The organism is Streptomyces sp. NPDC048248, from assembly GCF_043201875.1.
Taxonomy (GTDB): domain Bacteria; phylum Actinomycetota; class Actinomycetes; order Streptomycetales; family Streptomycetaceae; genus Streptomyces.
Genome location: NZ_JBICZL010000033.1, coordinates 24,930 through 48,892, shown reverse-complemented (window position 1 = coordinate 48,892; position 23,963 = coordinate 24,930). Strand labels below are relative to the sequence as shown.

Here is a 23,963-nt window from a genome sequence, read left to right as displayed (position 1 = left end):
TCCTCCACACCTACAACCACCACCGAAGCCACACCGCACTCGGCGGCCAGCCACCCGTCAGCCGAGTTAACAACGCTCCAGGTCAATACACCTAGTCGACGACGTCGGCCGTGGGCCGGCCTGCTCGCGGGGCGGGTCGTCCCGCGTCACGGCCCACCCAGCGGAAGCCGGTGACGACCACCGCGCCGGCGGCGACCACCGCGCCGATGACGTACAGGCCGGCGGCGCCCGACCCGGTGGCGGTCTCGACCAGGCCCATCAGATACGGCCCGAGGAAGCCGCCGAGGTTGCCGAATCCGGAGATCAGCGCGATGGTGCCGGCCATCCGGGCACCGGTGAGTATCGTGGGCGGCACCTGCCAGAACACCGGCTGGGCGCCCAGGAATCCGAAGGCGGCGACGCCGAGCGCGCCGATCGCGGCGACCGGCGGCAGGACCACGGCGCCGATCAGCCCGGCGACGGTGAGCACCATCGCCAGCCGGAGCGGTCCGCGCCGGTCGCCCGTACGGTCCGAGATCCACGGCAGCAGGAGCACGCCGAGCAGCGCGAAAACCCAGGGCAGCGCCGACACGAAGCCGATGCCGAGGTCGCCGAGGCCGTCGATGCGCCCGACCAGCGCGGGCAGCCAGAAGGTGACGCCGTAGACGCCGATCTGGATGGCGAAGTACACGAACATCAGGCGCAGTACACGACTGTCGGAGAGGATCTGGCGGATCGCACGGGGTGGTCTGGCGTCGTCCCCCGGCCGGTCTGCGGCGATACGGTCGGACAACAGCCGTCGCTCCTCGGGCGTCAGCCACTTCGCCTGTTCCGGACGGTCGGTCAGCAGCCACGGGATGGCCACCGCGAGCAGTACGGTGGGCAGGCCCTCCAGGAGGAACATCCACTGCCAGCCGGCGAGTCCGCCAAGGCCGTGCAGGCCGATGAGATAGCCGCCGACGGGGTTGCCGATGAGGCTGGCGACGGCCACCGCCGACTGGAACACTCCGGTCGCCTTGCCTCGGTCGGCCCCTGGGAACCAGTAGGTGAGGTAGAGGATCACCCCGGGGAAGAAGCCGGCCTCGGCCGAGCCGAGCAGAAAGCGCAGGACGTAGAAGCTGGTCGGGCTGCTGACCAGGGCCATCGCGCAGGACAGCACGCCCCAGGCAAGCATCATCACCGACAGCCAGCGACGGGCCCCGATGCGGTGGAGTACGAGGTTGGACGGAACGCCGAGCAGCGCGTAGCCGAGGAAGAAGATGCCGGCGCCGAAGCCGTAGGCGGCCGCGGAGACCCCTACGTCCGTGGCGAGATGGGTTTTGACCAGGGCGACATTGGTGCGGTCCAGGAAACTCAGCACGAACATGACGAACAGCGGCGGGAGCAGACGCCGGGACACTTTCCGGCGCACGCTCTCCGCGGTGATGACGGCCGTGGTCATCGAACCTCCCTGCGGGACAGGCTGACGGGTGGGCGGTCGGGTGACGGGGGACGGTGGGGGCGTCGGCGGCTCGCGTGACGTCCGGCCGGGCGGGAACGGGTCGGAGAAGGCTTTCACCGAGCTGTTCCGGCCGAAGGGTGGCCGTGACGCCGGGACGGGAGACCTGACGGCAACCCCCGAGACATCTGACCGGTGCAACGTAGCCGCCCCTCTCGATCCCTAACAAGGGGCCGGTGAACGGCCTTTTTCTTTGATGTGTCCCCTGGCGACCGACCAAGACATCTGACATGTTGGCTTTCCCGGGGCGCACTCCGACGCGGAGGCCGCTCCTCGTTCGCCCTGCGCAGGACATCCGTTCGCTGTCACAGGAGAGTGCAGATGACCGCTCGTATCGTCGACGTCGAGACCATCGACGTCCGCTTCCCCACCTCGCGCGACCTCGACGGTTCCGACGCGATGAACGAGGCGCCGGACTACTCCGCCGCGTACGTGGTGCTGCATGTCGCCGGCGGCGACAAGCGCACGGCCGAGGTCGCCGAGGGGCACGGCTTCACCTTCACCATCGGCCGGGGCAACGACCTCGCGGTACAGGCTGCCCGCGCCATAGGCGAGCGTGCCGTCGGAATGTCCGTCGCGGAGATCGTCGGTGACCTGGGCGGCTTCTCCCGGCATCTGCTGGGCGACAGCCAACTGCGCTGGCTGGGCCCGGACAAGGGCGCGATCCACCTCGGCACCGCCGCGGTGGTCAATGCCGCCTGGGACCTTGCGGGCAAGCTCGCGGGCAAACCGGTGTGGAAACTGCTCGCCGATCTCTCGCCACGGCAGCTGGTCGACCTGGTCGACTGGCGCTACCTCAAGGACGCGCTGACCCCGGATGCCGCGCTGGAGATGCTGGAGGCCAGGGCCCCGGGCCGCGCCGAACGCGAGGCCCTGGTCCGCCGGCAGGGCTACCCCGCGTACACCACGAGTGCCGGCTGGCTGGGCTACGACGACGCCCAACTGACCCGGCTCTGCCAGGAGGCGGTCGAGCAGGGCTGGGACGCCGTCAAGCTGAAGGTCGGCGCCGATCTGGCCGACGACGTACGCCGATGCCGCATCGCCCGCAAGATCATCGGTCCTGGCAGGCGGCTGATGATCGACGCCAACCAGACGCTGGGTGTCGACGAGGCGATCGCGTGGATGGACGCACTGGCCGAGTTCGACATCTGGTGGTTCGAGGAGCCCACCAGCCCCGACGACATCCTGGGGCACGCGGCGATCGCCCGGAGCATCGCTCCCACCCATGTGGCGACCGGCGAGCACGCCCACAACGCCGTGATGTTCAAGCAGTTCCTGCAGGCGGAGGCGATCGGCATCTGCCAGATCGACGCCTGCCGGCTGGGTGGCGTCAACGAGGCGGTCGCCGCACTGCTGCTGGCCGCCGCGCACGGGGTGCCGGTCTGCCCGCACGCCGGCGGGGTGGGCCTGTGCGAGCTGGTCCAGCACCTGTCGATCTTCGACTACATCGCGGTGAGCGCGAGCATGGAGAACCGCGTCATCGAGTACGTCGACCATCTGCACGAGCACTTCCATGACCCGGTACGCATCCGCGGCTCGCGCTACCTGGTGCCCGAGGCCCCCGGATACAGCGCGCGGATCCGCCGCGAGACCCTTCGCGACCACCGCTACCCCGACGGGCCGGTATGGGCCGGGATGACATCCTGAGGCCATGGCATCGCAGAAAGAGGGGGGTGGTGGGGTGGGGAGCGTCGTCGACGAGGCGATCGGGCTGCTCAAGCACCGTATCGAGACCGGCGAATTCGCCCCCGGCCACCGGCTGCCTCCGGAGGCGACTCTCGCCGCGGAGCTTCAGCTCTCCCGCCCCTCGCTCCGCGAGGCGGTACGCGCGCTCGCCATGGCCGGAGTGCTCGAAGTGCGCCGCGGCGACGGCACCTTCGTCACCGACCTGCGGCCGGACCGCCTGCTCAACGCCATCGGCAGCTTCCTCGAACTCGCCCAGGACACCGGCATCGGCGAGATGTTCGAGTGCCGCAAGGTGCTGGAGCCGGGTGCGACCGCGCTGGCCGCCACCCGGATCGACGACCGGGCGCTGGCCGGCCTGCGGGAGCGGATCGAGCGGATGCGCACACTCCAGGACCCCGAGGAGCTGGTCCGTGAGGACCTGGCGTTCCATGCCGACATCGTGGCGGCGACCGGCAACCTCACCCTGCAGTCCCTGGTGTCCTCGGTCAGTCAGCTGACGGCCAGGGCTCGTATCTGGCGTGCCCTGGTCAAGAGCGACGTGCTGTCCTGGACCCACCAGCAGCACATGGACATCTACACCGCGCTGAGCGCGCACGACAGCCTGGGCGCCTTCACCGCGGCGACCCGCCACGTCAGCGATGTGGAGAGCTGGGTGCGCGAACGGCTGGACGCGGTGCGCGAGCACGAGGAGAACCTGCCGGATCGCTAGTCACGCGCCGCGCAGGACCGGGGCGGCCGACTTCCTGGAGCGTCTTCCCCCACGCGTCATCAGGACAACTGCATTCGGCCCGGCCCGACCCGTACGGTCGACGAGCTGGAGCGCGGTATGACCGAGGCGGGCCCCGTCATCGCCCGGTCCGGCGGGCGCCTCGACGGGGTGGCGCTGGGTGAGTGGGTCCACGCCGGGGACGTACGCGACGCGTTCGGGGAGCCCGGAGCGTACGGAGGCGCCGGGCTGGAGCACGCACTGGGGATCCTGGCCCACGTCTCCCGGCAGCGTGCCGCCCTGCCGTTGCGGGCCGACATCGCCGGCCGCGATGACCCGCTGGTGCTCGGGGCCGTCGGCGGCAGCCGGTCACCGGCCCACTACGTCGGCGATGCGCCGAGCCTCATCCGGCTGTACACGGGACGGCCACTCACCGGCACGCGCTATGAGCTGGTGGGCGCGAAGGAGAGCGAACTGAACCTCTTCGGCTAGGGCGGACACGCCCCAGGGGCGCGGGCCGGGAGCGGGGAGCGCTCATTTCTTCTTGGCCCGGCTCGGCTGTACCCGGGACGGCTCCCCCGGCATCTTCGGGTGATCGGGGGGATACGGCATCTCCCCGAGTCCGTCGTCCGCCGCCTGCCGGTCGGCGAGTTCCAGGACCGCTTCCAAACCGAAGGCGTGGTCGCTCATCTCCGCGTGCAGATCGCCGAGTTCGGCGAACCGCGGCGGGACGGTACGCAGGTCGAAGTCCTCCGGCTCGACGTCGGACAGCTCCTCCCAGCGCAGCGGGGCGGAGACGGTCGCCCGCGGCCTGGAGCGCAGGGAGTAGGGCGAGGCGATGGTGCGGTCCCTGGCCATCTGGTTGTAGTCCACGAACACCTTCTCGCCGCGCTCCTCCTTCCACCAGGCCGACGTCACCAGGTCCGGCAGCCGGCGCTCCAGGGCGCGGGCGAGCGCGATCGCCGACCGCCTGACCTCGGTGAACGTCCATTCGGGCCGGATCGGTACGTAGACGTGCACACCACGGCCGCCGGATGTCTTGGGCCAGCCGCGCAGCCCGAGCTCGGTCAGCAGCGCACGCAGTTCGTGGGCGGCCCGTGCGGCGTCGGCGAAGCCGGTGCCGGGCTGCGGGTCGAGGTCGATCCGCAGCTCGTCGGGGTGCTCGGTGTCGCCGCGGCGCACCGGCCAGGGGTGGAACGTCAGACAGCCCAGGTTGGCCGCCCAGAGCACCGCGGCGGGCTCCGTGGGGCACATCTCGTCGGCGAACCGTCCGCTGGGAAACGCGATACGCGCAGTGGGCAGCCACTCCGGCAGCCCCTTCGGCGCCCGCTTCTGGTAGAAGAACTCGCCCTCGACGCCATCGGGGAAGCGCTGCATGGTCGTGGGCCGGTCGCGCACCCCGCGCAGCACCCCGTCCGCGACGGCGATGTAGTACTGCGCGACGTCCATCTTGGTGAAGCCACGCTCCGGGTAGTACGTCTTGTCGGGGTGCGACAGGCGTACCTTGCGTCCGGCGACATCCAGCTCGACAGCTCCTGCGGCCATGCCTCAACGCTAAATTGCGCGGGCCGGGGCCGCGCGCCGGGAGCGAATGGCGCCCGGCCGGGCGCGGTCGCCGGTGCGGCGGCCCAGCGCGCGGGAACGCGGCACTCCGCGCAGGATCGGAACCATGGATCTGCCTGTCATGCCCCCGGTCTCCCCCATGCTCGCGAAGCTGGTGGCCGACATCCCCGCCGGCATGCAGTACGAGGCCAAGTGGGACGGCTTCCGCGTCATCGTCTTCCGGGACGGCGACGACATCGAGATCGCCAGCCGCACGACGAAGTCGCTCACCCGCTACTTCCCCGAGGTGGTGACCGCGGCGCGGGCCGAGCTGCCGCCCCGCTGCGTCGTCGACGGTGAGATCGTCATCGCCCATGACGGCCGGCTGCACTTCGAGGAGCTGCTGGAACGCATCCACCCGGCCGACTCCCGGGTCCGTACGCTCGCCGAGCGGACGCCCGCCTCGCTCGTGGCCTTCGACCTGCTCGCCCTCGGTTCGGAGTCGCTGCTGCACGAGGCGCAGTCGGACCGCAGGGAAGCGCTCGTGGCGGCGCTCGCGTCGGCCGGGCCGCCGGTGTACACCGCGCCCGCCACCACGGATCAGGAGCTGGCGCGGACCTGGTTCGACCAGTTCGAAGGGGCCGGTCTGGACGGAGTGATCGCCAAACCACTGCACCTGCCCTACCGGCCCGGCGACCGGGCCATGTACAAGATCAAGCACGCTCGTACCGCCGATTGCGTCGTCGCCGGCTACCGCCTCCACAAGAGCGGCCCCGTCGTCGGCTCCCTGCTGCTGGGGCTGCACGACAAGGAAGGGCGGTTGCAGCACGTCGGGGTGTGCGCGTCGTTCCCGATGGCGAAACGGCGCGCGCTGGTCGCTGAGCTGGAGCCGCTGCGGATGGACGAGGTGACGGGCCACCCCTGGGGCGACTGGACCGACGAGGCGGCACACGCGTCGAAGCGGATGCCCGGCGGCCCCAGCCGGTGGAGCGGCGGCAAGGACCTGTCCTGGGTGCCGCTGCGCCCGGAGCGGGTCTGCGAGGTCGCCTACGACCACATGGAGGGCGACCGGTTCCGCCACACGGCCCAGTTCCGCACCTGGCGCCCGGACCGGACCCCGGAGAGCTGCACCTACGCGCAGCTGGAGGAGCCGGTCAACTACGACCTCGGGGAACTGCTCGACAGCTGACGAAACCGGGGCGCTCGTACGCAACCGCCGAGCGGCCGTCCGTACGTCATCGTTCGTCGCCTTCCGGGGGCGGCCACCGTCGCATGGTCTCTCCGGGCGCGAGCCGTTCCACCACCTCCGCAAGGTCCTTGCACGCCTGCTCGATCTTCCGCCGGACGCTGTTCTGCTCGGTGACGATCGCCGAGAGCAGCAGCGCGGTGAGTGCCGCGGAACCGTTGAGAGCCTGGAGATTGACCATGGCCTCCAGCAGGCTCTGACCGGAGAAGGGCCCGCTGCGGCTCTTGGCCGCCGAGATGGCCAGCACCGACACCAGCAGCACGCACGGTGCCGCGCCCGCGAGCTGGAATCGCAGGGCGGCCCACACGATCAGCGGAAAGACCAGGAAGAGCACCGCCAGCGGGCTCTGCGTCGCCAGGACCGCGACGGCCGCGGAGCAGACCGCCAGCAGGGTCGCCTCGATCCACCGGTAGGGGCGCAGGTCACGGGGCCTTCTGACGGTACGGAAGACGAGCAGGAGCGGGGTGATCACGAGCACGCCCATGGCGTCGCCGACCCACCACGCCGCCCACGTCGGCCAGAAGCCGCTCGACGGCAGCGATCCCGCCAGCCATTGCACACCGCTGCCCAGGGTCGCGCTGATCAGCATGCCGCCGAAGGCGCCCAGGGTCACCAGCGCGATGCCGTCCCGCAGCCGGTCCAGCGCGAGGTGGAAGTCCACCGCCCTGAGCATCAGGCAGGCGCACACCGGCGCGAGGGTGTTGCCGGCGATGATCCCCAGGGTCGCGTAGGAGAGCGGGCCCAGACTCAGGATGACGAAGAGCGTGCCGAGCGCGATACCCGGCCAGGTCGCGAGTCCCAGGTAGAGCAGGCAGCTCAGCGCGATGCCGGTGGGCGGCCACAGGGGGGTCACCACCACCCCGTCGATCACCACCTGCTCCAGCAGGCCGACCCGTGCGGACGCGAAGTAGACGGCGGCGAGTGCGAGGATCTTCAGGACTGCTGGAGCGAGACGCCGGACTTCCTCGGTGCGCACCACGTCAGCCATCAGACAATGCCGACGCCCCGCCACCGGCCGCGACACGCGCGCCCGGTCCCCGCTTCACCCCGCCCTGTCCGCCGCGTCGTAGCGCAGGACGATCACCGCGGCGTCATCGGTGTGCCCGGTGAACTCCGCGACGCTCATCACCGCGTCGGCCACCGCGCCCGGGGCTTCGCCGGCCCGGGCGCTGACCAGGCGGCTCACCTGCGCCAGCCCCGCCTCGATCGGGAACGACGGGCCCTCGACCACGCCGTCGGTGAGCAGCACGAACACTCCGGCGGTGGTGAGCCGTCGACGCGTCACCGGGTACTGCTCGCCCGGCACGATGCCGAGCGGCAGTCCCCCGGCGTCCTCGGCGAGGCCGTAGCGGCCGTCGGTCGTGGCCCAGACGCCGGGCACATGCCCGGCCCGGGCGCTCGACACCTCCCAGGTGACCGGGTCGAAGCGCACGAACGTGCAGGTGGCGAAGAGGCCGCTGTCCACCGACAACAGCAGGTCGTTGGCCCGGCTCAGCACTTCTCCCGGATCGGCGGCGTGCGCTGCCACCGCGCGCAGCCCGATCCGGATCTGTCCCATGAAGGCGGCCGCCTCGACGTCGTGTCCCTGGACATCGCCGATGGAGAAGGCGAGCGCCCCGTCGGGCAGCGGGAAACCGTCGAACCAGTCGCCGCCGATGTCCAGACCGCTGCGGGCAGGCGCGTAGGTGGCGGCGGTCCGCAGCCCAGGCAACTCCGGCAGCACGGCCGGCAGCATCTCGCGTTGCAGGGCCTCGGCGAGCTCCACCCGGGCCTGCTGGAGCTCGGCCCCCTCCCGCGCCCTGGCGGTCAGCTGCCCGAGCGTGGTCAGCAGGTCGTCGGCACTCGCCGACCGCGGGGGACGACGCCGAGCCATGGACCGCTCCCAGGTGCATCGCTTCGTGGGCCACTACGGGGGTGCGCCGTGCGGCATATCCGAATCCGCCCTCCTGACCTGAACCTGTGCCACCGGAAGCGACCGGGCCCGGCTCCGAAGGAGCCCGGCCGCGACCGACACATCCGCTCCGATGGGCTCTCGGAAGCCCACCAATGCCGCATTCATCATATTTCTGGCACATGACTCGCGCTCCGCGACACCGCCGGGCCGGCCGCTCAGCCGCACGTCCAGCAGCCCGACCAGCAGGCGGTGTGCGCCGCGCGCTGCCGCCCGGCCGTCCCCTCGGCACGCCGGTACCACTCGATGTCGGACTGCGACAGCACGAGGCGGGCGCACAGCACGACGGTGAGCGCGGCGAGTTCCTCGGGCTCGGCATGGCCCTTCTCGATGCGCAGAAGGTCGGGAGGGGCTTCAGCGGGTCGGCTCATGTCAGGGTCCGTGGGGCTCGATGGCATGCCGTGCTCAGGGGGTCGGCCGGCCCCCGGTGCGCTTCCACAACGCGTTAGGGCAGGTCACAGGCCGACCATAGGAGCGCGTGGGCGGGCTGTCGCGTGGAGACCGGGCCCGTCTGCGCCATCCGTGCGGGCGCCGGTCAAGTGCCGCAAGGTGAACCGTCGCGGCGCGGGCCGGGGGCTGATCGGGGTAGCGGGAGGCGCATCCGGGCGTGATATCGGACGACGAGGCCGTGTTGCTCCCACCCTTCCCCCCGGCGGTGGAGACCATCGCGCTGAGGTGCACAGGCGGCTGGGTGCCCGATGACGCAGTCAGGGATGGCGGGACCATGAGACGTGACCGGACCGGCGAAGGCCGCACCCCTGCGCGGGGCGAAGGGCGTCGGGAGTTCCTCAGGTGCGCGGCGGGAATCGCCGGTGTGGCGGCGGCCGCGGGCCTCGGCGGGGAAGCGCACGCCGCCGGGGCGGGCGTTCCCGCCGCCGGGCTGCGGGCGGGCCCGCCGGTACCGTCCGACAGGATTCCGTTCCACGGACGCCATCAGGCCGGCATCGTGACTCCGCAGCAGCTCTTCGCCGCCTTCCTTGCCTTCGACGTGCAGGCGGAGAACCCGGTGCAGCTCACCGGGCTGTTCAAGAAGATCACCGAGCGGGCTCGCGTCCTGGTGTCCGGGGAACTGCCCGGGGACGAGGCACCGGCGGCGGACCGGCCCGGCCCCGACTCGCTGAGCATCACGCTCGGCGTGGGCGCGTCCCTCTTCGACGACCGGTTCGGCCTGACCGCGCAACGTCCCCGGCACCTCAAGCCGATGCCGGCCTTCCCCGACGACCGGCTGGTTCCGTCGCGCAGCCACGGTGATCTGTCCCTGCAGATCTGTGCGCAGCACCGGGACGCCGTCGTGCGGGTCATGCGCGATCTGGCGCGGGAGACCTCCGGCCTGATGCGGCTGCGCTGGCGGGCGGACGGATTCCTCAACCCGTCCGGGGCCTCGGGGACGCCGCGTGACTTCCTCGGCTTCAAGCAGGGGATCGCCGATCCGGCCTTCTCCTCGGCCGCCGAGAGGGACCGGCTGCTGTGGGTGACGCCACCGTGCGGCGAGCCGGACTGGGCCGTCGGCGGCTCCTATCAGGTGCTGCGTCTGATCCGGTTCCACATCGAGGCGTGGGACCGGCTGCCGGTCACCGCGCAGGAGAGGATCTTCGGGCGGCACAAGGCGAGCGGAGCGCCGCTGGGCGGTCGCGCCGAGACGGAGGTGCCCGACTTCCGCGACGACCCGAAGGGCGCGAGGACTCCGCTCAACTCCCATATCCGGCTGGCCGATCCGCGGACCCCCGCGACGGCCGACTCGCTCTTCCTGCGGCGGAACTACAGCTACGACGGCGGGTTCGACACCGACGGGCGGATGGATCTCGGACTGGTCTTCTGCGGCTACCAGCAGAACGTGGAGCGGCAGTTCGCCGCCGTGCAGCAGAGGCTGGAGCACGAGCCGCTGGCGGAGTACGTCACGCCGGTCGGTGGCGGCTATTTCTTCGCCCTGCCCGGCGTGCGGACGGGCGACGACTGGTTCGGTTCCGACCTGCTGCACAAGGGCTGACGGACCCGGCGACGCCTGACTCGCGCCCGGCCCGCGCGGCAGGCGCGAGTCGGGCGCGGGTCAGGCTCGGCTCCTGAGCGGTCCGGGCGCGGCTCAGGCGCAGTTGCCGTGCGTCGGTTTGCCGGCGAAGCGGTCCGCGAGCCAGTTGGCGGCCGGTGTGGAGCCCACCATCGCGCCGACGACATGCTCACCGAGCGGGATCGACGCCCACTGGACGTCGGCGCCCTCGCCGCACCAGTCGGCCCGCAGCCGTTCGCCGACCTCGTACGGAATGAGCTCGTCGGCCGTCCCGTGGTAGAGGTACACGGGCGCGTCCGGCCTTTCCGTGCCGAGGCGGGAGGCGAGAAGCCGCCGCTGCCAGTCCGGCTCGTGCAGCGGGTTCTCGACCGTCACATCCGAGATCCTCTTGAAGAGCCCGGCGACGGTGTCGATGGCCACACAGTTCTTCCGCATGAAGTCGACGTAGTGGCGGCCCTTGTCGTTGAGGTACTTCTCCAGATTCAGCTCGGGGAAGGCGGCGTTCTGGCCCGAGGCGGCCATCAGGACCAGACCGGCCCCGATGTTGCCGTCGTTGGCCTCGGCGACCTTCAGCAGATCGGCGGGGACGCCGCCGGTCGCGGTGCCTTTGACGTTCAGTTCGGGCGCGTAGGACGCGTGCAGTTCGGCTGCCCAGCCGGTGGCCTGGCCGCCTTGGGAGTAACCCATGATGCCGACCGGGGAGTCCTTGGTGAGGCCGGCCGCGCCCGCTTCCGGCAGTCGCTGCGCGGCGCGGGCGGCGTCCAGGACGGCTTGGCCCTCGGCGCGGCCCACGGTGTACGTGTGCTCGCCGGGGGTGCCCAGACCTTCGTAGTCGGTGATCGCGACGGCCCAGCCGCGGGCCGTCAGCTGTTGGATGAGGTTGGCCTCAACGGTGGTGCCCTTGGGGAAGCCTGCCGAGGGGGCGCAGGAGTCCGCGAGTCCGACGGTCCCCACGGCGTAGGTGATGAGCGGACGCGGGCCCGTTCGGCCGTCCTTGGGCACGATGACCGTGCCGGAGACGGTGTTGGGGGCACCCTTGGCGCTGGTGGAGCGGTAGGTGATGTGCCAGGCCCGAGTGGCGGTGGGTTGGCCGGGCAGGGGGTGGAAGGACGTGGCCGAGGAGGTCACGATGTCGCCGGGGGCGCCGTTCGCCGCCTGCTGCGCCGGCGCGGCGCTCGCACCGGTGAGGCCCAGGGACAGGGACAGGGCGGCGGCGAAGGCGAGCGCGGTGGACCTGCGGTTCATGCGGCTCTCCCAACTGACGTGTGTGCCGGGGTGGTTGGGGTGACCGTAGTGACTCGCGGGTAAGGAAGGCGCTGACCGGGACGCTCAGCTTCGTTGACCCAAGGCCTCAGGACCGCTGCGGACCGGGTACGACGGCCCGGAGGGCCTTTGCCCCTCCGGCGGCCCGTTCGAGCGGTACGCGCCGGGGGTCGTCCCCGTCCAGCGGCGGAACGCCCGTAGGAAGGCGGTGTCCTCCGAGAACCCGATCCGCGCCGCCAGCTCGGCGATCGGCTCCTGCCCGGCGGCGAGCGAGGCGATCGCCACGTCCCTGCGTACCGCGTCCTTCAGCTGCTGGTACGACGTCGACTCGGCTCGCAGCCTGCGCCGAAGCGTCGCAGGGCTGACCGCGAGCCGCGCCGCGACCGCGGGGACGTCCGGCAGACGCGCCGCCGGCTCGGCCCGCAGCGCCTGGACGAGCGTCCTGCGCACCTGATCGGCGACCGTGGTGCCGTAGTCGCGCCGGCTGAGCAGATCCGCCGGCGCCCGGCGCAGCATCCGCGCCAGCGCGTCCTCGTCGCGGACGACGGGGGCTGCCAGCCAACGCGCGTCCCAGCCGGCGGCGGTGTGCCGGGCGCCGAAGCGCACCGGGCAGCCGAAGAGCGTGTCGTATTCCCGGGCGTGCGCCGGCGCCGGGTAGGCGAACTGCGCCCAGCGCAGCGGGATGCGTCGCCCGATCAGCCAGCTGGAGAGGCGGTGCCAGATGATCAGCACGCATTCGGAGAGGAAGTGACCTTCGTCGTACGGGCGCAGGTCACTGCGGACGGAGAAGACCGCTTCGTCCAGGCCGCCCCCGCCCGTGACCGTCTCGATCGACAGGTCGGGCCCACCGGGGAAGAGCCCGTAGAAGCGGGCCGCACGGTCGAGGACCGCACCGAGGTCGGGGCAGCCCAGGCAGGCGTGGCACATCATCGCGAAGGTGCCGCGGCGGCTGGGCGCGGGGCCGAGGCCGAGGAATTCGTCGTCCGTGGCGTGGTGCAGCGCCTTGATCAGGCGGGTGAACTGCTCGGGAGTGACACGGGCCCGATCGTCGCTCAGCAGGAGCGGCGGGATGTGCGCGGCCTGCAGCAGCGGCAGAGTGTCGATACCGAGCCGCCGCGTGCCGCTCAAGGCGGCCCGGACATGGCGCATCGCGATCGTCGACCGGCTCATGCCCCGCCCCCTTCGATGCCTGATGAACGCGTCCCCGCGCTCCAGGATCGGCCGGTGCCCCCGGCCTCGTACAGGGTCGGGCGACCGGCATCGAAACCGAGGGTGGGCAGCGGAAGACCGTGTGTGGCGGAGAAAGGTGTGCGGAGCGGGAATCCCGGTTCGTCGAATTCCGAAAATGCCTCGGGCTTCCGCTGCATTCACGACGGAACCACTGCATCACATAGTCCGGTTGAAGACACGAAGCTGAATACACACCAGGGTGTGCACTCCTCTCGTGCACACGCCGCGGACCACCAGGGGCCGCGATCATGACGCCTCCCCATTCGCGATCACGTCCCGGCCGCCCGTCATGGAGCGGTCGACGGACGGCCGGCACCGAGCGGCACGCCGGGCAGGGCAGCCCGTACAGATGGTGATCAACGCATTTCACCGCACCGTCGCCCCGTGAACTGCGCCGTCGGGAAAAGCAGTTGACTATTTGACGAACGCCTTCCGGAAAGCGGAAACACTGCCGGGTGTCCGGCGATGCATATGTTCGAGTCGGTGGGGCACGCGGACTTCCATCGCCAACAGAACGGCCGACCGTACTTCACAAACACCCCTACAACGCACGACAGGCGGGATCATGGCGACAACGGAGAGCAAGGAAGACAAGAGCCGCCCGGAGCGCATCGCCGCTCCCACGGCCATGCGGCAGGCCGCCGGGCAGCTCGCGGAGTTGCTGGGCTGCGAGCCCGCCTCGGTGTCCGCACTCAAGGCCACGCGCGACGGTTGGTCGGCGGACGTGGAAGTGGTGGAGATCGAGAGGATTCCCGACACCTCCAGCGTCATGGCCTCCTATCGCGTCGCGCTCGACTCCCAGGGACAGCTCCTGGAATACGAGCGAATACGCCGCTATGCGCGGGGTCAGGTCGACCGGTGATCGGCAGACTTCTGTCGCCTCCCGAACAGGCCCCACGACCCGCCCGGTCAACTGGAAGGGAAGATCAATCATGACCGTCGTTCAGCAATCCAACGCACCGAACTCCGGTGGCGGCTCGGGCAATCTCTACGATGTGCTGGAGCTCATCCTCGACCGCGGACTGGTCATCGACGCCTTTGTGCGCGTCTCACTCGTCGGCATCGAGATCCTCAAGATCGATGTCCGTGTCGTCGTCGCGAGTGTCGACACCTATCTGCGATTCGCCGAGGCGTGCAACCGCCTCGACCTGGAATCGGGCCGCAAGGCACCCACCCAGCTCACCGACATCGTCGGGGACGCAACCGAAAGCGGAGCCAAGGGGAAGTCGAAAGGCGCGCTGACGGGCGCCGTCGAGGCATTCAGCGAGTCCTTCCAAAAGGGCCGCGACGAGTCCGCCGAGGAGACGGAGCGCCCGGCGCGCAAGTCCTCCTCGTCCAGCAGCCGCCGCACCGCCCGCAGCCGGGAGGAGTAACACATGCCGACCTACATCTACGCGATCACCGACAGCGGGCACCCGCTGCGTCTGGACGGCATCGACGGGGTCGGTGACCCCGCCACGCAGCTGCGCACCATCCGGACGAAGGAGCTGAGCGCGGTGGTCAGCGACGCGCCGGCGGACCTGCGGGCCAAGCGCCGCGATCTGGCCGCACACCAGGCCGTCCAGGAACGGCTGCTGGCCGACGGAGCCGCGCTCCCGATGCGATTCGGCCTGGTGGGCCCGGATGACGACCAAGTGGCCGCCGTCCTGGAGGAGCACCGCGACACCTACGCCGAGCGCCTCGAAGAGGTCGACGGCTGCCTGGAGTACAACCTCAAGGTCGCCCGGGACGAGGACGACCTGCTGCGGGAGATCATGAAGGAATCCGCCGAGGTACGCCGGCTCAACGAACGCACCCGGGACAACCCCGCCGCGCAGGACGACAAGATGGCACTCGGCGAAATGGTCTCGCAAGAGGTCCAGGCCCGGCAGGACCGCGCGGGCAAGGACATCGCGGCACGCCTCGCGGAGGGCGCGGTGCGTACCGCGGTCGCCGACCCGACGAAGAGCCACTTCCTGAACGTGTCGTTCCTCGTACGGCGTGAGGAGGCCGGCGCCTTCTCCGAGGCCGTCCACGCGGAGGCCGAGCGACTGGGCGAGACCTACACGCTCAACCTGCACGGACCACTGCCGCCGTACAGCTTCGTCTGACTCGACGAGCGGAGGACTCATGGGCCTCATCACGCAGATCCTCACCCTGCCGCTTGCTCCCGTACGGGGCACGGTCTGGGTTCTCGACCAAGTGCTGCTCACCGCGGAACGGGAGTACTACGACCCCGAGCCCGTGCGGGCGGAACTCGCCGAACTGGAACAGCAGTTGCTGTCGGGGCGTATCGGGGACGAGGAGTTCGACCGCCGCGAGGACGAACTGCTGGACCGCCTGGAGTGGCTGGAAGCCAACCAGCAGCGGCTACGTGCCAACTCCTGACCAAGGAGAACGAGGTGTACGAGAGATGATCAGCAACGCCAAGATAGGTGCCGCCGTCGTCGGTGGCTACCTGCTGGGACGCACGAAGAAAGCGAAGATGGCCATCGGCCTGGGCATGTTCCTGGCCGGCCGGAAGCTGAGCCTGAACCCGCGGGAGCTGGGCAAACTGGTGGCCAATTCGCCGGTTCTCGGCCCCCTCAACGACCAGGTGCGCGCGGAACTCGTCGACGCCACGAAGTCCGCGGCCACTTCCGCCGTGACACAGCGCATGTCGCATCTCGCCGACTCGCTGCACGAGCGGGCGCTGGGCCTCGGCGAGTCGGACGGCCCTCAGGACCGCGCCGAAGAGCCTGCGGAGGACGCGGACACCGACGCGGACGCGGAGGCCGACACGGACGACGACGACCAGAGCTCCCCGGACAGCCAGGACGGCTCCGGAGCCGAGACCGCGCGTCGTAAGAAGCCGGCCAGGACAGCCAAGTCGAGCGCGGGCAAGGCGTCCTCCGGGGCGCGACGAGCCGGATCGGGCACAGCGGGCGCTGCCCGCAAGAGTGCTTCCTCAGGCTCGCGCAAGGCGGCGTCGGGAACGGCCCGCAAGACCGCCTCCGGGGCGCGCAAGACGGCTTCGGCCGCGCGCCGCACGGCTGAGCGGGGTGGTGGCCGCAATGGCTGACTCCACGCTGAGCAAGATGAAGGACGAGTTGGCGCAGAGCCCGGCCGCCGAACAGCTCAAGGAAGAACTGCGTAACTACCTCCAGGCGCGCGCTCAGCACACCGTCACCCACCTCGGGCAGAAGCTGGGCGAGAGCGTCACCAAGCTCGCCGAACCCGGTCAGGGGCCGAGCGGGCTGGTGAGCGGCCTGGCGAAGGGCGGCAAGGCTCTCAGCGAGGGCAAGTCTCCCGCGCAGGCCGCACTGACCGCCGGCGCCTCGCACGTCAAGGACACCGTCAAGGACAAGGTCAAGGGCCTGTTCGGCAAGGGCCGCAAGGGCGGTGGTGGCAAGTCCAAGAGCGTCACCATCACCGAGGACATCGATGTGGGCGTTCCGGTGCGCGAGGCGTACGACCAGTGGACGCAGTTCCAGGAGTTCAGCACCTTCGCCAAGGGCGTCGTCAGTGTCGAGAAGACGGATGACACCAGCAGCAACTGGAAGGTGAAGGTCGCCAAGTCCACCCGCAGCTGGCGGGCGAACGTCACCGAGCAGGTGCCAGACGAGCGCATCACCTGGACCACCGAAGGCGCCAAGGGCACGGTCAAGGGGGTGGTGACCTTCCACCGCCTCGCGGACAACCTCACGCGCGTGCTGCTGGTTCTCGAATACTTCCCGAAGGGGCTGTTCGAGAAGACGGGCAACATCTGGCGCGCCCAGGGGCGCCGCGCCCGGCTGGACCTCAAGCTCTACCGCAAGTTCATCATGCTGCGCGGCGAGGCCACCGATGGGTGGCGGGGCGAGATCCAGGACGGAGAGGTCGTCGTCGACCACGAGGACGCCGTCGAGGACGAGGAACGCCGCGCGGAGGAGGAACGCGCCGAGGACGGCGGGCGCGAGCATCCGGAGGACCGTGACGACTCCGGCGCCGATGCCGCCGACGACGCCGATTCCGTGGACGACGAACTGGACGACGACGACCGCGATACGGACGACGACCTCGACCCGGAGGACGACCTCGGCGAAGAGAACGACGAGGAAGAGCCTGCCGACGAGGACGACCCCGAGTTCGCGGACGAGCCGGACGCCGGCGACGACGACGTCCACGACGAGGACGAGGACGAGGACGCAATGGAGGACGAGCAGCCGACCTCCCGTCGCCGCCGGGCCGTCGCGGCCCGCAGCTGACCCGTCCCGACCGCACAGATAGGGCTGATCACGTGTCCGACTCACTGGCCGGCCGTATGGGGCCGCCCTCCGGGGCATCCCCGTACGGCCAGCAGGGATCCTCCGCCAACCTGGCCGACATCCTGGAGCGCGTCCTCGACAAGGGCGTGGTCATCGCGGGCGATATCCAGATCAACCTGCTCGACATCGAGCTGCTGACGATCAAACTCCGTCTGCTCGTGGCCTCCGTGGACAAGGCCAAGGAGATGGGCATCGACTGGTGGGAGCACGATCCGTCGCTCTCCTCCCGGGCCCACGCCCCGCAGCAGGTCTCCGGCCCGCGGGCCCCGGCCGCCGCCGGCGGCGACGCACTGGCCGAGGAGAACGCGCAGCTGCGTGCCGAACTCGCCGAGCTGCGCGAGGCGGTCGGCCTGCCACCGGCATCCGGCCGGGCCGTCGACCCGGATCGGCCGGCCGCGCGCCGGGCGGACGCAGCAGAGGCGAAGCGCGAGGAGAACCAGTGAGCATCGACGCACACACCGCGACACCCGCCGCCACGCCGCTGAAGGAGCCGGTCGATCAGCCCCGCAACGGGCTCCGCAGCTCCTACGTCTACGCCATCGGCCGCGCGGGCACCGACCTCGACACCGCGGCGCCCCGGCTGACGGGGCTGGAGGGCGGCGCCCTGCGTACGGTCACCGCCGCCGGGCTCGCGGCTCTCGTGTCGTACGTTCCGGCCGACGGCTACAGCGCCGAGGGCATGACGGCACGCATGGAGGACCTCGCCGAGCTCGAGGCGATCGCCCGCACCCACCACGCGATGGTCGAGGCGGCGTACGCGAGCACGACCGTCCTCCCCATGCGGCTGGCCACGGTGTATCTGGACGACACCCGCGTGGAGTCGATGCTCCACGAGCGTGCCGCGGACTTCGGCGAACTGCTCTCCTGGCTCGAAGGCCACGTCGAGTTGGGAGTGAAGGTCTACGCCGATCCGCGGGCGGCGGCCGAGCCGCCGGCCGCGTCCACCGCCTCCGCCGGCACGGCCCCGCCGACGACGACCCCCGGCCGGGCGTATCTGCAGCAGCGCCGGGCGCAGCGCCGCACCCATCGCGACGCCTACCGCGCGGCGGGTGCGGTGGCCGCCCGTATACCTGAGGCCGTGGCGGGCGTCGGACGGGCCAGGGTCGCGCACCGTCCGCAGCAAGGAGAACTGGCCTCCGGCGCGGGCGAGAACATCGCCAACGAGGCCTACCTCGTTCCCGCCGGCAGCGTGCCGGAGTTCCGGCAGGCGGTGGCAGGTCTGGCCGACGAAGCGCCCGGTGTACGCATCGAGGTCACCGGGCCGTGGGCGCCGTACTCCTTCGCCACACCGTCCGCGGCGGGCGAGCGGTCATGACCGGTGGTGATGTGCCGGTGGGCGGTTTCGCCGGCGTCGCCGACCTGACCGAGGAGGAATCCCTCGCCGGGCGGCAGGTGGCCCTCATCGACCTGTTGGACCGCCTCCTGAACGGCGGCGCGGTGCTCACCGGAGACCTTGTCCTCTCCGTCGCCGACGTCGACCTGGTCCGGATCAATCTGCGCGCGGTCATTCACTCGATCACGCCGGACGACCCGGCGCCGTGGTGACTTCCGGTCCAACTCCCCTACTCAGCAACATGTTTCCCCGCACCGGTGAGGAATTTCCATGATGGACGAGCCAGCAGAGCCCGCGTTCGCCGAGGTGGCCCGGGCAGCGGCACGGGCCTTCGACCTGGTCCCTGCCGGGCCGGCCGAGCAACGGTCGGGCGGCGACGTCGCCCAGCGGCTGAAGACCGACCCGGAGACCGTGGAACGGGATCTCATCAAATTGGTGCTGACGATCGTCGAGTTGCTGCGTCAGCTCATGGAACGCACCGCACTGCACCGCGTCGACCAGGGCGACCTGAGCGAGGACCAGGAGGAGCGGGTCGGGATGACGCTCATGATTCTTCAGGACCGCATGGCCGAACTGTGCGACCGCTATGGACTCACCATGAGCGATCTCAACTTGGACCTCGGTCCGCTGGGTTCACTGCTTCCCCCTAATGCCGCGGAATGACTGCGACTGAACTCCCGGTGTTTACAACGGATTCGAGCGGAAAGGCGAATGGTATGACTCAGCAGCGTAAGAATTCTGACGGGCCCACCGGTAAGCCGCAGCGGGATTCGGCCCGCGCCGCCACGAAGGCCAAATCGTCGGCACATGTCGCCGAGGAAGCCGCGGAGTCCGGCGCCCGGTCGGCCAGGACGGCGACCGGACAGGCCGGGCGCGCCGCCGCGGCCGGAATCGAGACCGGCCGGCAGGCCGCCGTGGCCGCCACCGGGAAGGTCGCCGCCACGGCAGGCGCAGCCTGGACGGTCGTCACGAAGCGCAAGGCCGTCGCGGCCGGTGCGGGAGCCGGACTGATCGGTGTGGTCGGCGCCGCGTTCGCCGCGGGCCGCGCCACGGCGAAGCCGCAGCTCGGGCCGGTGACACGACTGACCCACGGCCGCATCTGAACGGCCTCCCCCGCTCTCGAATGATCATCCTCAAGAACATCACTCGACGCCTCCCGCCACCGCGGCGCACGCCCGATCCCTGGCGGGAAAGACCCCGATTCGGAGGTTGACAATGGTCCCCCTGCTTCTCGTCCTGCTTCTCGCCCTGCTGCTCTTCGGTGCCGGATTCGCACTGAAGGCCCTGTGGATCGTCGCCGTCGTGGTGCTGGCATTCTGGTTGCTCGGCTTCCTCATGCGCTCGACCACCGCGGGCGGCTCGCGCGGCCGTTGGTACCGCTGGTAGTCACATCCAAAACGCCCGACCGGGGCCCCGCCGCAAGAATGCGGTGGGGCCCCGGCGCTGTTTCGGATCACCCGAACTCCCCGCTCCCGGGTTTCACCCGGATTTTCCCGCCGGGATGCGTATCGGGAGATCCACCGGGCATCAGAAAACCGAACGCGAATGCAATGATCAGCGAATTCCGCGCCCTACGGCGCACGACTGGTACGTGCACTGCACACCGTGCCGGGCCGGCATCGCCCTCACCCGCCCGCGCACCGCAAGGAAGGGTCCCTCTCGTGACGGACAGCATCTGGGGTTTCCATGACGCCGCCGACTACCCGGCGGGCACCGACCTGACGGGATTCAAGGTCGAGGCGATCGACGGCACGATCGGAAAGGTCGACAAGCACTCAGTGGAGGTCGACGCCGCCTACCTCGTCGTCGACACCGGTGTGTGGATCTTCGGCAAGCATGTCCTGCTGCCTGCCGGAACGATCTCGTCCATCGACCTCGACGAGACCACGATCTACCTCTCCCGCACCAAGGACGACATCAAGCACGCACCGGAGTTCGACAAGGAAAAGCACATCGGCGACAAGGACTACCACGAGCAGCTGGCCGGCTACTACGGCGCTCCGCACTCCTGAGCACGTCGCCGGCGGTGGCTCACGCACGCCGCGACCACGGCAGGGCCGGGCCCGGAGTGCCGGGACCGATCGGGGGTAGCCGTTTTCAGCAGCGGCGGGCGCGGGCCCGCCGCAGTGGGGAGGGAGGCACAATGGCGGTGGCCAAGACCAGTGTCCTGGTGCTCGATTGCACCGAACCGGAGAAGCTGGCGGACTTTTACGCGCGTTTCCTCGGTGGCGAGCCCCGGACCGGGGCCGGTCCCGACTACATCGAAATCGTCGAGCCCCAGGGCATCCGCCTCGCGATCCGCCGGGACCACGGAGCCGCACCGGCCAGCTGGCCGCGTCCGGACGACTCCCAGCAGGCACATCTGCACTTCCTGGTGGCCGAGGACGACATGGACGCCGCGGAGCGCGAGGCGATCAGCCTCGGCGCCCGCCCCCTGGAGACCAAGGACAACGGCGGCCCGTTCGACGTCCGCCGCTACGCGGACCCGGCCGGCCATCCCTTCGTGCTGGCCGCGAGCGAGGGCCACGGAGTGACCTGAGCGGTGCGGTCAGTGGGGTCAAGCCCCCGCTGACCCGCGAGGCCCGCACCGCGCACGAACCGCCCGGGACACCCGGCCCATGGCCACTTCGGTGGCGGGCCCGGCGTCCCGGGCGGTTCGTGCGCGCGACTCGCTGCCTCAGCAGATTCGCGGCAGCTGTTCGCCCAGCGGCAGGTCGACCACCCGGGTCCCGCCGAGCGGTGTCCGGGCCACCACCATCCCGGGGTGTGCCTCGACGGCCTCGCCGATCACCGCCGCCTCGGCGCCGAGCGGATGGGCGCGCATCGCATCGAGCACCGCTTCGGCGTGCTCACGCGGCACAAAGGCCACGAGCTTGCCCTCGTTGGCGACGTACATCGGGTCGAGGCCGAGGATCGCGCAGGCGTTGGCCACGGTGGGCGGGACCGGGACGGCCCGCTCCTGGAGGACGACGCCGGTGCCGGAGGCGCTCGCGATCTCGTTGAGGGCCGCGGCCAGTCCGCCGCGGGTGGGGTCGCGCAGTACATGCAGGTCAGGGGTGACGGCGAGCATCGTCTCGACGAGGCCGCCGAGTGCCGCGCAGTCACTTTCGATCTCGACGCCGAACTCCAGGCCCTCGCGGACGCTCATGATCGCCACGCCGTGGACACCGATGGCACCGCTGACGATGACCACGTCGCCGGGGACCACCCGTTGCGGGCGCAGATCGACCCCTGCCGGGATCAGTCCGATGCCCGCGGTGTTGATGTAGACGCCGTCGCCGTGCCCGGCCTCGACGACCTTGGTGTCACCGGTCGCCACCTCGACACCGGCGGTCCGCGCAGCCGCTCCCATGGCATCCGCCACGGCGGCCACCACCGGCATCTCGACGCCCTCCTCCAGGATGTAGCCGCAGGAGAGGTAGGCGGCCCGCGCGCCGCTCATGGCGAGGTCGTTGACCGTTCCGTTGACGGCCAGGTCGCCGATGCTGCCGCCGGGGAAGAAGAGTGGCCGTACGACATAGGAGTCGGTGGAGAAGGCGAGGCGTACGCCGCCCAGGGAGACCGTCGCGGAGTCGCCGAGCTGACCGAGCACCTCACCGCCGAAGGCGGGCGCGAAGATCTGCTGGACCAGTTCGGCGGACAGTGCGCCGCCGCCACCGTGCCCCATCACGACCCGCGGCTGGTCGCGCAGCGGGGCCGGGCAGGTCCAGCCGGTGATGTCCACGGTGGGCAGGTCGCGGGCGGCCGGCACGGCGTCCGCGGTACCGGAGGGCGGCAGGGTGGTGTCAGACAACGGGGCTCGCCTCCATCGGAGTGGGCGTGACGCCGAGACGGCGGTAGAGGTAATAGGCGGCGCAGGCACCCTCGCTGGAGACCATGGTGGCGCCCAGCGGGGTGCGCGGGGTGCAGGTCGTGCCGAACGCCTCGCATTCGTGAGGCTTGAGCAGTCCCTGCAGGACCTCGCCGCTGCGGCATTCGGCGGGCTCACGGGTGGTGATGTCGCCCACCGAGAAGCGGTGTTCGGCGTCGAAGTCGCGGTAGCGCGAGGACAGCCGCCAGCCGCTCCGGGGGATGACCCCGATGCCGCGCCAGGGGCGGTCGGTGACTTCGAAGACGTCCGCCAGCATCGCCTGGGCCGCCGGGTTGCCCTCCGGGCGCACGGCCCGCGGGTAGGCGTTGTCCACGGTGTGCTCACCGCGCTCCAGCTGCTGGACGGTGCGGCGGATGCCTTCGAGGATGTCAAGCGGCTCGAAGCCGGTCACCACGATCGGCACCTCGAACCGCTCGGCCAGCTCCGGGTACTCCCCCATGCCCATCACGCTGCACACGTGTCCTGCGGCCAGGAATGCCTGGACCCGGCAACTCGGCGAGGTCATGATCGCCTCGATGGCGGGTGGCACCCGCACGTGCGAGACCAGCAGGCTGAAGTTGGGAATGCCGAGCTTGCGCGCCTGATACACCGTCATGGCGTTGGGCGGGGCGGTCGTCTCGAAGCCGATGCCGAAGAACACCACCTCCCGCCGGGGGTTCTGCTGGGCGATCTTCAGTGCGTCGAGGGGCGAGTAGACGACCCTTACGTCGCCTCCCTCACTGCGGACCCGGAACAGGTCGCGGTCGGTGCCGGGGACGCGCAGCATGTCGCCGAACGAACAGAAGATCACGTCCGGCCGGGAGGCGATCTCCAGCGCCTTGTCGATGACCTCCAGCGGCGTCACACAGACCGGGCACCCCGGACCGTGAATCAACTCCACCTTTTCAGGCAGCAGTTGATCGATGCCGTGTCGGATGATGGTGTGTGTCTGCCCGCCGCAGACCTCCATCAGTGCCCAGGGCCGCGTCACCGTGGCGTGGATGTCGTCGAGCAGGCGCCGGGCCAGCTCGGGGTCCTGGAACTCGTCGATGTACTTCACTGCCGCGCCTCCTGCGCTCCGTCACCCACGGCGGCCGCCGGCATGCCGACCGCCTCCGCGGCCGCCTCCCAGGGGTCGCCGAACTCCTCCTGCAGCAAGCCCATTTCCTCGAACAGTGCGAGGGTCTGCCGGGCCGACTCCTCATCCAGTCGCTGGAGCGCGAACCCCACATGGACGATCGCGTACTCGCCCACCGCGAGGTCGGGGACGTACTCCAGGCACACCTCCTTGACCACCCCGCCGAAGTCGACGGTGGCCATGCGGGTGCCGTCCCGCTCCTCGATGTCCAGAACTTTTCCGGGTACCGCCAGGCACATGGGGGGTTTCTCCTCGTCGTGGATACGTTCCG

General features: G+C 70.6%; 28 protein-coding genes and 1 pseudogene. 19 read left to right on the top strand and 10 right to left on the bottom strand.

Translation table 11 applies throughout. The annotated features are described in order from the left end of the window. Nucleotides 1-91: 91 nt before the first annotated feature. On the bottom strand, nucleotides 92-1,420 hold the full coding sequence (locus tag ACGFZW_RS37340) for an MFS transporter (protein WP_393897787.1): 1,329 nt from the start codon (nucleotides 1,418-1,420) through the stop codon (nucleotides 92-94). A 378-nt stretch (nucleotides 1,421-1,798) separates the two neighbouring features. Here ACGFZW_RS37340 and ACGFZW_RS37335 point away from each other — a divergent pair, with 378 nt between their 5' ends. The 3 genes and pseudogenes from ACGFZW_RS37335 to ACGFZW_RS37325 form a co-directional block, all read left to right on the top strand. After that, nucleotides 1,799-3,124 carry an enolase C-terminal domain-like protein gene (locus ACGFZW_RS37335; protein ID WP_393897786.1) on the top strand — a complete coding sequence of 442 codons (1,326 nt, stop codon included), beginning with the start codon at nucleotides 1,799-1,801 and terminating at the stop codon, nucleotides 3,122-3,124. A 4-nt stretch (nucleotides 3,125-3,128) separates the two neighbouring features. Continuing rightward, nucleotides 3,129-3,872 carry a FadR/GntR family transcriptional regulator gene (locus tag ACGFZW_RS37330; RefSeq protein ID WP_393897785.1) on the top strand — a complete coding sequence of 248 codons (744 nt, stop codon included), beginning with the start codon at nucleotides 3,129-3,131 and terminating at the stop codon, nucleotides 3,870-3,872. A gap of 90 nt (nucleotides 3,873-3,962) precedes the next feature. Next, nucleotides 3,963-4,361, top strand: a pseudogene (locus ACGFZW_RS37325) (hypothetical protein); the annotation flags it as partial. 42 nt (nucleotides 4,362-4,403) lie between these two features. Here ACGFZW_RS37325 and ligD read toward each other — a convergent pair. After that, complete coding sequence (gene ligD / locus ACGFZW_RS37320; RefSeq protein ID WP_393897784.1) at nucleotides 4,404-5,414, bottom strand: non-homologous end-joining DNA ligase; 1,011 nt, start codon at nucleotides 5,412-5,414, stop codon at nucleotides 4,404-4,406. Between the two features lie 124 nt (nucleotides 5,415-5,538). On the opposite strand from ligD, the gene ACGFZW_RS37315 reads away from it, so the two are divergent. After that, complete coding sequence (locus ACGFZW_RS37315; RefSeq protein ID WP_393897783.1) at nucleotides 5,539-6,600, top strand: ATP-dependent DNA ligase; 1,062 nt, start codon at nucleotides 5,539-5,541, stop codon at nucleotides 6,598-6,600. 46 nt (nucleotides 6,601-6,646) lie between these two features. On the opposite strand, the gene ACGFZW_RS37310 is transcribed toward ACGFZW_RS37315, so the two are convergent. The 3 genes from ACGFZW_RS37310 to ACGFZW_RS37300 form a co-directional block, all read right to left on the bottom strand. Beyond that, nucleotides 6,647-7,636 carry an MASE1 domain-containing protein gene (locus ACGFZW_RS37310; RefSeq protein WP_393897790.1) on the bottom strand — a complete coding sequence of 330 codons (990 nt, stop codon included), beginning with the start codon at nucleotides 7,634-7,636 and terminating at the stop codon, nucleotides 6,647-6,649. Between the two features lie 63 nt (nucleotides 7,637-7,699). Then, a complete protein-coding gene (locus tag ACGFZW_RS37305) occupies nucleotides 7,700-8,530 on the bottom strand; it encodes a PP2C family protein-serine/threonine phosphatase (protein WP_393897782.1) in 831 nt (276 codons plus the stop codon). 236 nt (nucleotides 8,531-8,766) lie between these two features. After that, nucleotides 8,767-8,979, bottom strand: coding sequence for an acyl-CoA carboxylase subunit epsilon (locus tag ACGFZW_RS37300; protein ID WP_393897781.1), 213 nt, complete (start codon nucleotides 8,977-8,979; stop codon nucleotides 8,767-8,769). A gap of 353 nt (nucleotides 8,980-9,332) precedes the next feature. On the opposite strand from ACGFZW_RS37300, the gene ACGFZW_RS37295 reads away from it, so the two are divergent. After that, on the top strand, nucleotides 9,333-10,595 hold the full coding sequence (locus tag ACGFZW_RS37295; protein ID WP_393897780.1) for a Dyp-type peroxidase: 1,263 nt from the start codon (nucleotides 9,333-9,335) through the stop codon (nucleotides 10,593-10,595). A 93-nt stretch (nucleotides 10,596-10,688) separates the two neighbouring features. On the opposite strand, the gene ACGFZW_RS37290 is transcribed toward ACGFZW_RS37295, so the two are convergent. Beyond that, nucleotides 10,689-11,858, bottom strand: a complete 1,170-nt coding sequence (locus tag ACGFZW_RS37290) for a lipase family protein (RefSeq protein ID WP_393897779.1) — start codon at nucleotides 11,856-11,858, stop codon at nucleotides 10,689-10,691. Between the two features lie 84 nt (nucleotides 11,859-11,942). Then, nucleotides 11,943-13,046 carry an AraC family transcriptional regulator gene (locus ACGFZW_RS37285; protein WP_393897778.1) on the bottom strand — a complete coding sequence of 368 codons (1,104 nt, stop codon included), beginning with the start codon at nucleotides 13,044-13,046 and terminating at the stop codon, nucleotides 11,943-11,945. A gap of 625 nt (nucleotides 13,047-13,671) precedes the next feature. On the opposite strand from ACGFZW_RS37285, the gene ACGFZW_RS37280 reads away from it, so the two are divergent. From ACGFZW_RS37280 to ACGFZW_RS37215, 14 genes are all read left to right on the top strand, one after another. After that, the gene (locus ACGFZW_RS37280; RefSeq protein WP_393897777.1) at nucleotides 13,672-13,968 is read left to right on the top strand and encodes a gas vesicle protein; all 297 of its coding nucleotides are present in this window, start codon (nucleotides 13,672-13,674) and stop codon (nucleotides 13,966-13,968) included. A 70-nt stretch (nucleotides 13,969-14,038) separates the two neighbouring features. Further along, a complete protein-coding gene (locus tag ACGFZW_RS37275) occupies nucleotides 14,039-14,479 on the top strand; it encodes a gas vesicle structural protein GvpA (protein WP_393897776.1) in 441 nt (146 codons plus the stop codon). A gap of 3 nt (nucleotides 14,480-14,482) precedes the next feature. Beyond that, the gene (locus ACGFZW_RS37270) at nucleotides 14,483-15,196 is read left to right on the top strand and encodes a GvpL/GvpF family gas vesicle protein (RefSeq protein WP_393897775.1); all 714 of its coding nucleotides are present in this window, start codon (nucleotides 14,483-14,485) and stop codon (nucleotides 15,194-15,196) included. 19 nt (nucleotides 15,197-15,215) lie between these two features. After that, nucleotides 15,216-15,473, top strand: coding sequence for a gas vesicle protein GvpG (locus ACGFZW_RS37265; protein WP_393897774.1), 258 nt, complete (start codon nucleotides 15,216-15,218; stop codon nucleotides 15,471-15,473). A 25-nt stretch (nucleotides 15,474-15,498) separates the two neighbouring features. Then, nucleotides 15,499-16,146 (top strand): hypothetical protein, encoded by a 648-nt coding sequence (locus ACGFZW_RS37260; RefSeq protein ID WP_393897773.1) that lies wholly within the window; start codon nucleotides 15,499-15,501, stop codon nucleotides 16,144-16,146. Beyond that, nucleotides 16,139-17,311 carry an SRPBCC family protein gene (locus ACGFZW_RS37255; protein WP_393897772.1) on the top strand — a complete coding sequence of 391 codons (1,173 nt, stop codon included), beginning with the start codon at nucleotides 16,139-16,141 and terminating at the stop codon, nucleotides 17,309-17,311. The genes ACGFZW_RS37260 and ACGFZW_RS37255 overlap by 8 nt, the downstream gene beginning before the upstream one ends. Nucleotides 17,312-17,343: 32 nt before the next feature. After that, on the top strand, nucleotides 17,344-17,814 hold the full coding sequence (locus ACGFZW_RS37250) for a gas vesicle protein (RefSeq protein ID WP_393897771.1): 471 nt from the start codon (nucleotides 17,344-17,346) through the stop codon (nucleotides 17,812-17,814). After that, nucleotides 17,811-18,686: a GvpL/GvpF family gas vesicle protein gene (locus ACGFZW_RS37245; protein WP_393897770.1), complete on the top strand. Its 876-nt coding sequence runs from the start codon at nucleotides 17,811-17,813 to the stop codon at nucleotides 18,684-18,686. Before ACGFZW_RS37250 ends, ACGFZW_RS37245 begins: the two co-directional genes overlap by 4 nt. Continuing rightward, on the top strand, nucleotides 18,683-18,916 hold the full coding sequence (locus ACGFZW_RS37240; RefSeq protein WP_393897769.1) for a gas vesicle protein: 234 nt from the start codon (nucleotides 18,683-18,685) through the stop codon (nucleotides 18,914-18,916). Before ACGFZW_RS37245 ends, ACGFZW_RS37240 begins: the two co-directional genes overlap by 4 nt. A gap of 58 nt (nucleotides 18,917-18,974) precedes the next feature. After that, on the top strand, nucleotides 18,975-19,367 hold the full coding sequence (locus tag ACGFZW_RS37235; protein ID WP_393897768.1) for a gas vesicle protein K: 393 nt from the start codon (nucleotides 18,975-18,977) through the stop codon (nucleotides 19,365-19,367). A gap of 53 nt (nucleotides 19,368-19,420) precedes the next feature. After that, nucleotides 19,421-19,807 (top strand): hypothetical protein, encoded by a 387-nt coding sequence (locus ACGFZW_RS37230; RefSeq protein ID WP_393897767.1) that lies wholly within the window; start codon nucleotides 19,421-19,423, stop codon nucleotides 19,805-19,807. A gap of 112 nt (nucleotides 19,808-19,919) precedes the next feature. Next, nucleotides 19,920-20,090 (top strand): hydrophobic protein, encoded by a 171-nt coding sequence (locus ACGFZW_RS37225; RefSeq protein WP_393897766.1) that lies wholly within the window; start codon nucleotides 19,920-19,922, stop codon nucleotides 20,088-20,090. A gap of 275 nt (nucleotides 20,091-20,365) precedes the next feature. Further along, on the top strand, nucleotides 20,366-20,716 hold the full coding sequence (locus ACGFZW_RS37220) for a PRC-barrel domain-containing protein (protein WP_393897765.1): 351 nt from the start codon (nucleotides 20,366-20,368) through the stop codon (nucleotides 20,714-20,716). Between the two features lie 131 nt (nucleotides 20,717-20,847). After that, nucleotides 20,848-21,243 (top strand): VOC family protein, encoded by a 396-nt coding sequence (locus ACGFZW_RS37215; protein ID WP_393897764.1) that lies wholly within the window; start codon nucleotides 20,848-20,850, stop codon nucleotides 21,241-21,243. 138 nt (nucleotides 21,244-21,381) lie between these two features. Here the strand turns inward: ACGFZW_RS37215 and hypE are convergent, their stop codons facing one another. From hypE to ACGFZW_RS37200, 3 genes are read right to left on the bottom strand one after another with little or no spacing between them, the layout of a single operon-like run. Next, nucleotides 21,382-22,497: a hydrogenase expression/formation protein HypE gene (hypE, locus tag ACGFZW_RS37210; RefSeq protein WP_393897763.1), complete on the bottom strand. Its 1,116-nt coding sequence runs from the start codon at nucleotides 22,495-22,497 to the stop codon at nucleotides 21,382-21,384. Continuing rightward, the gene (hypD, locus tag ACGFZW_RS37205; protein WP_393897762.1) at nucleotides 22,490-23,614 is read right to left on the bottom strand and encodes a hydrogenase formation protein HypD; all 1,125 of its coding nucleotides are present in this window, start codon (nucleotides 23,612-23,614) and stop codon (nucleotides 22,490-22,492) included. The genes hypE and hypD overlap by 8 nt, the downstream gene beginning before the upstream one ends. Next, nucleotides 23,611-23,931 carry a HypC/HybG/HupF family hydrogenase formation chaperone gene (locus ACGFZW_RS37200; protein WP_393897761.1) on the bottom strand — a complete coding sequence of 107 codons (321 nt, stop codon included), beginning with the start codon at nucleotides 23,929-23,931 and terminating at the stop codon, nucleotides 23,611-23,613. The genes hypD and ACGFZW_RS37200 overlap by 4 nt, the downstream gene beginning before the upstream one ends. Between the last annotated feature and the right edge of the window lie 32 nt (nucleotides 23,932-23,963).

Coding starts and splice junctions, on each gene's coding strand:
- ACGFZW_RS37340 (WP_393897787.1), bottom strand. CDS start 1,420: ATGACCACGGCCGTCATCACCGCGGAGAGCGTGCGCCGGAAAGTGTCC.
- ACGFZW_RS37335 (WP_393897786.1), top strand. CDS start 1,799: ATGACCGCTCGTATCGTCGACGTCGAGACCATCGACGTCCGCTTCCCC.
- ACGFZW_RS37330 (WP_393897785.1), top strand. CDS start 3,129: ATGGCATCGCAGAAAGAGGGGGGTGGTGGGGTGGGGAGCGTCGTCGAC.
- ligD (WP_393897784.1), bottom strand. CDS start 5,414: ATGGCCGCAGGAGCTGTCGAGCTGGATGTCGCCGGACGCAAGGTACGC.
- ACGFZW_RS37315 (WP_393897783.1), top strand. CDS start 5,539: ATGGATCTGCCTGTCATGCCCCCGGTCTCCCCCATGCTCGCGAAGCTG.
- ACGFZW_RS37305 (WP_393897782.1), bottom strand. CDS start 8,530: ATGGCTCGGCGTCGTCCCCCGCGGTCGGCGAGTGCCGACGACCTGCTG.
- ACGFZW_RS37300 (WP_393897781.1), bottom strand. CDS start 8,979: ATGAGCCGACCCGCTGAAGCCCCTCCCGACCTTCTGCGCATCGAGAAG.
- ACGFZW_RS37295 (WP_393897780.1), top strand. CDS start 9,333: ATGAGACGTGACCGGACCGGCGAAGGCCGCACCCCTGCGCGGGGCGAA.
- ACGFZW_RS37290 (WP_393897779.1), bottom strand. CDS start 11,858: ATGAACCGCAGGTCCACCGCGCTCGCCTTCGCCGCCGCCCTGTCCCTG.
- ACGFZW_RS37285 (WP_393897778.1), bottom strand. CDS start 13,046: ATGAGCCGGTCGACGATCGCGATGCGCCATGTCCGGGCCGCCTTGAGC.
- ACGFZW_RS37280 (WP_393897777.1), top strand. CDS start 13,672: ATGGCGACAACGGAGAGCAAGGAAGACAAGAGCCGCCCGGAGCGCATC.
- ACGFZW_RS37275 (WP_393897776.1), top strand. CDS start 14,039: ATGACCGTCGTTCAGCAATCCAACGCACCGAACTCCGGTGGCGGCTCG.
- ACGFZW_RS37270 (WP_393897775.1), top strand. CDS start 14,483: ATGCCGACCTACATCTACGCGATCACCGACAGCGGGCACCCGCTGCGT.
- ACGFZW_RS37265 (WP_393897774.1), top strand. CDS start 15,216: ATGGGCCTCATCACGCAGATCCTCACCCTGCCGCTTGCTCCCGTACGG.
- ACGFZW_RS37260 (WP_393897773.1), top strand. CDS start 15,499: ATGATCAGCAACGCCAAGATAGGTGCCGCCGTCGTCGGTGGCTACCTG.
- ACGFZW_RS37255 (WP_393897772.1), top strand. CDS start 16,139: ATGGCTGACTCCACGCTGAGCAAGATGAAGGACGAGTTGGCGCAGAGC.
- ACGFZW_RS37240 (WP_393897769.1), top strand. CDS start 18,683: ATGACCGGTGGTGATGTGCCGGTGGGCGGTTTCGCCGGCGTCGCCGAC.
- ACGFZW_RS37235 (WP_393897768.1), top strand. CDS start 18,975: ATGATGGACGAGCCAGCAGAGCCCGCGTTCGCCGAGGTGGCCCGGGCA.
- ACGFZW_RS37230 (WP_393897767.1), top strand. CDS start 19,421: ATGACTCAGCAGCGTAAGAATTCTGACGGGCCCACCGGTAAGCCGCAG.
- ACGFZW_RS37225 (WP_393897766.1), top strand. CDS start 19,920: ATGGTCCCCCTGCTTCTCGTCCTGCTTCTCGCCCTGCTGCTCTTCGGT.
- ACGFZW_RS37215 (WP_393897764.1), top strand. CDS start 20,848: ATGGCGGTGGCCAAGACCAGTGTCCTGGTGCTCGATTGCACCGAACCG.
- ACGFZW_RS37200 (WP_393897761.1), bottom strand. CDS start 23,931: ATGTGCCTGGCGGTACCCGGAAAAGTTCTGGACATCGAGGAGCGGGAC.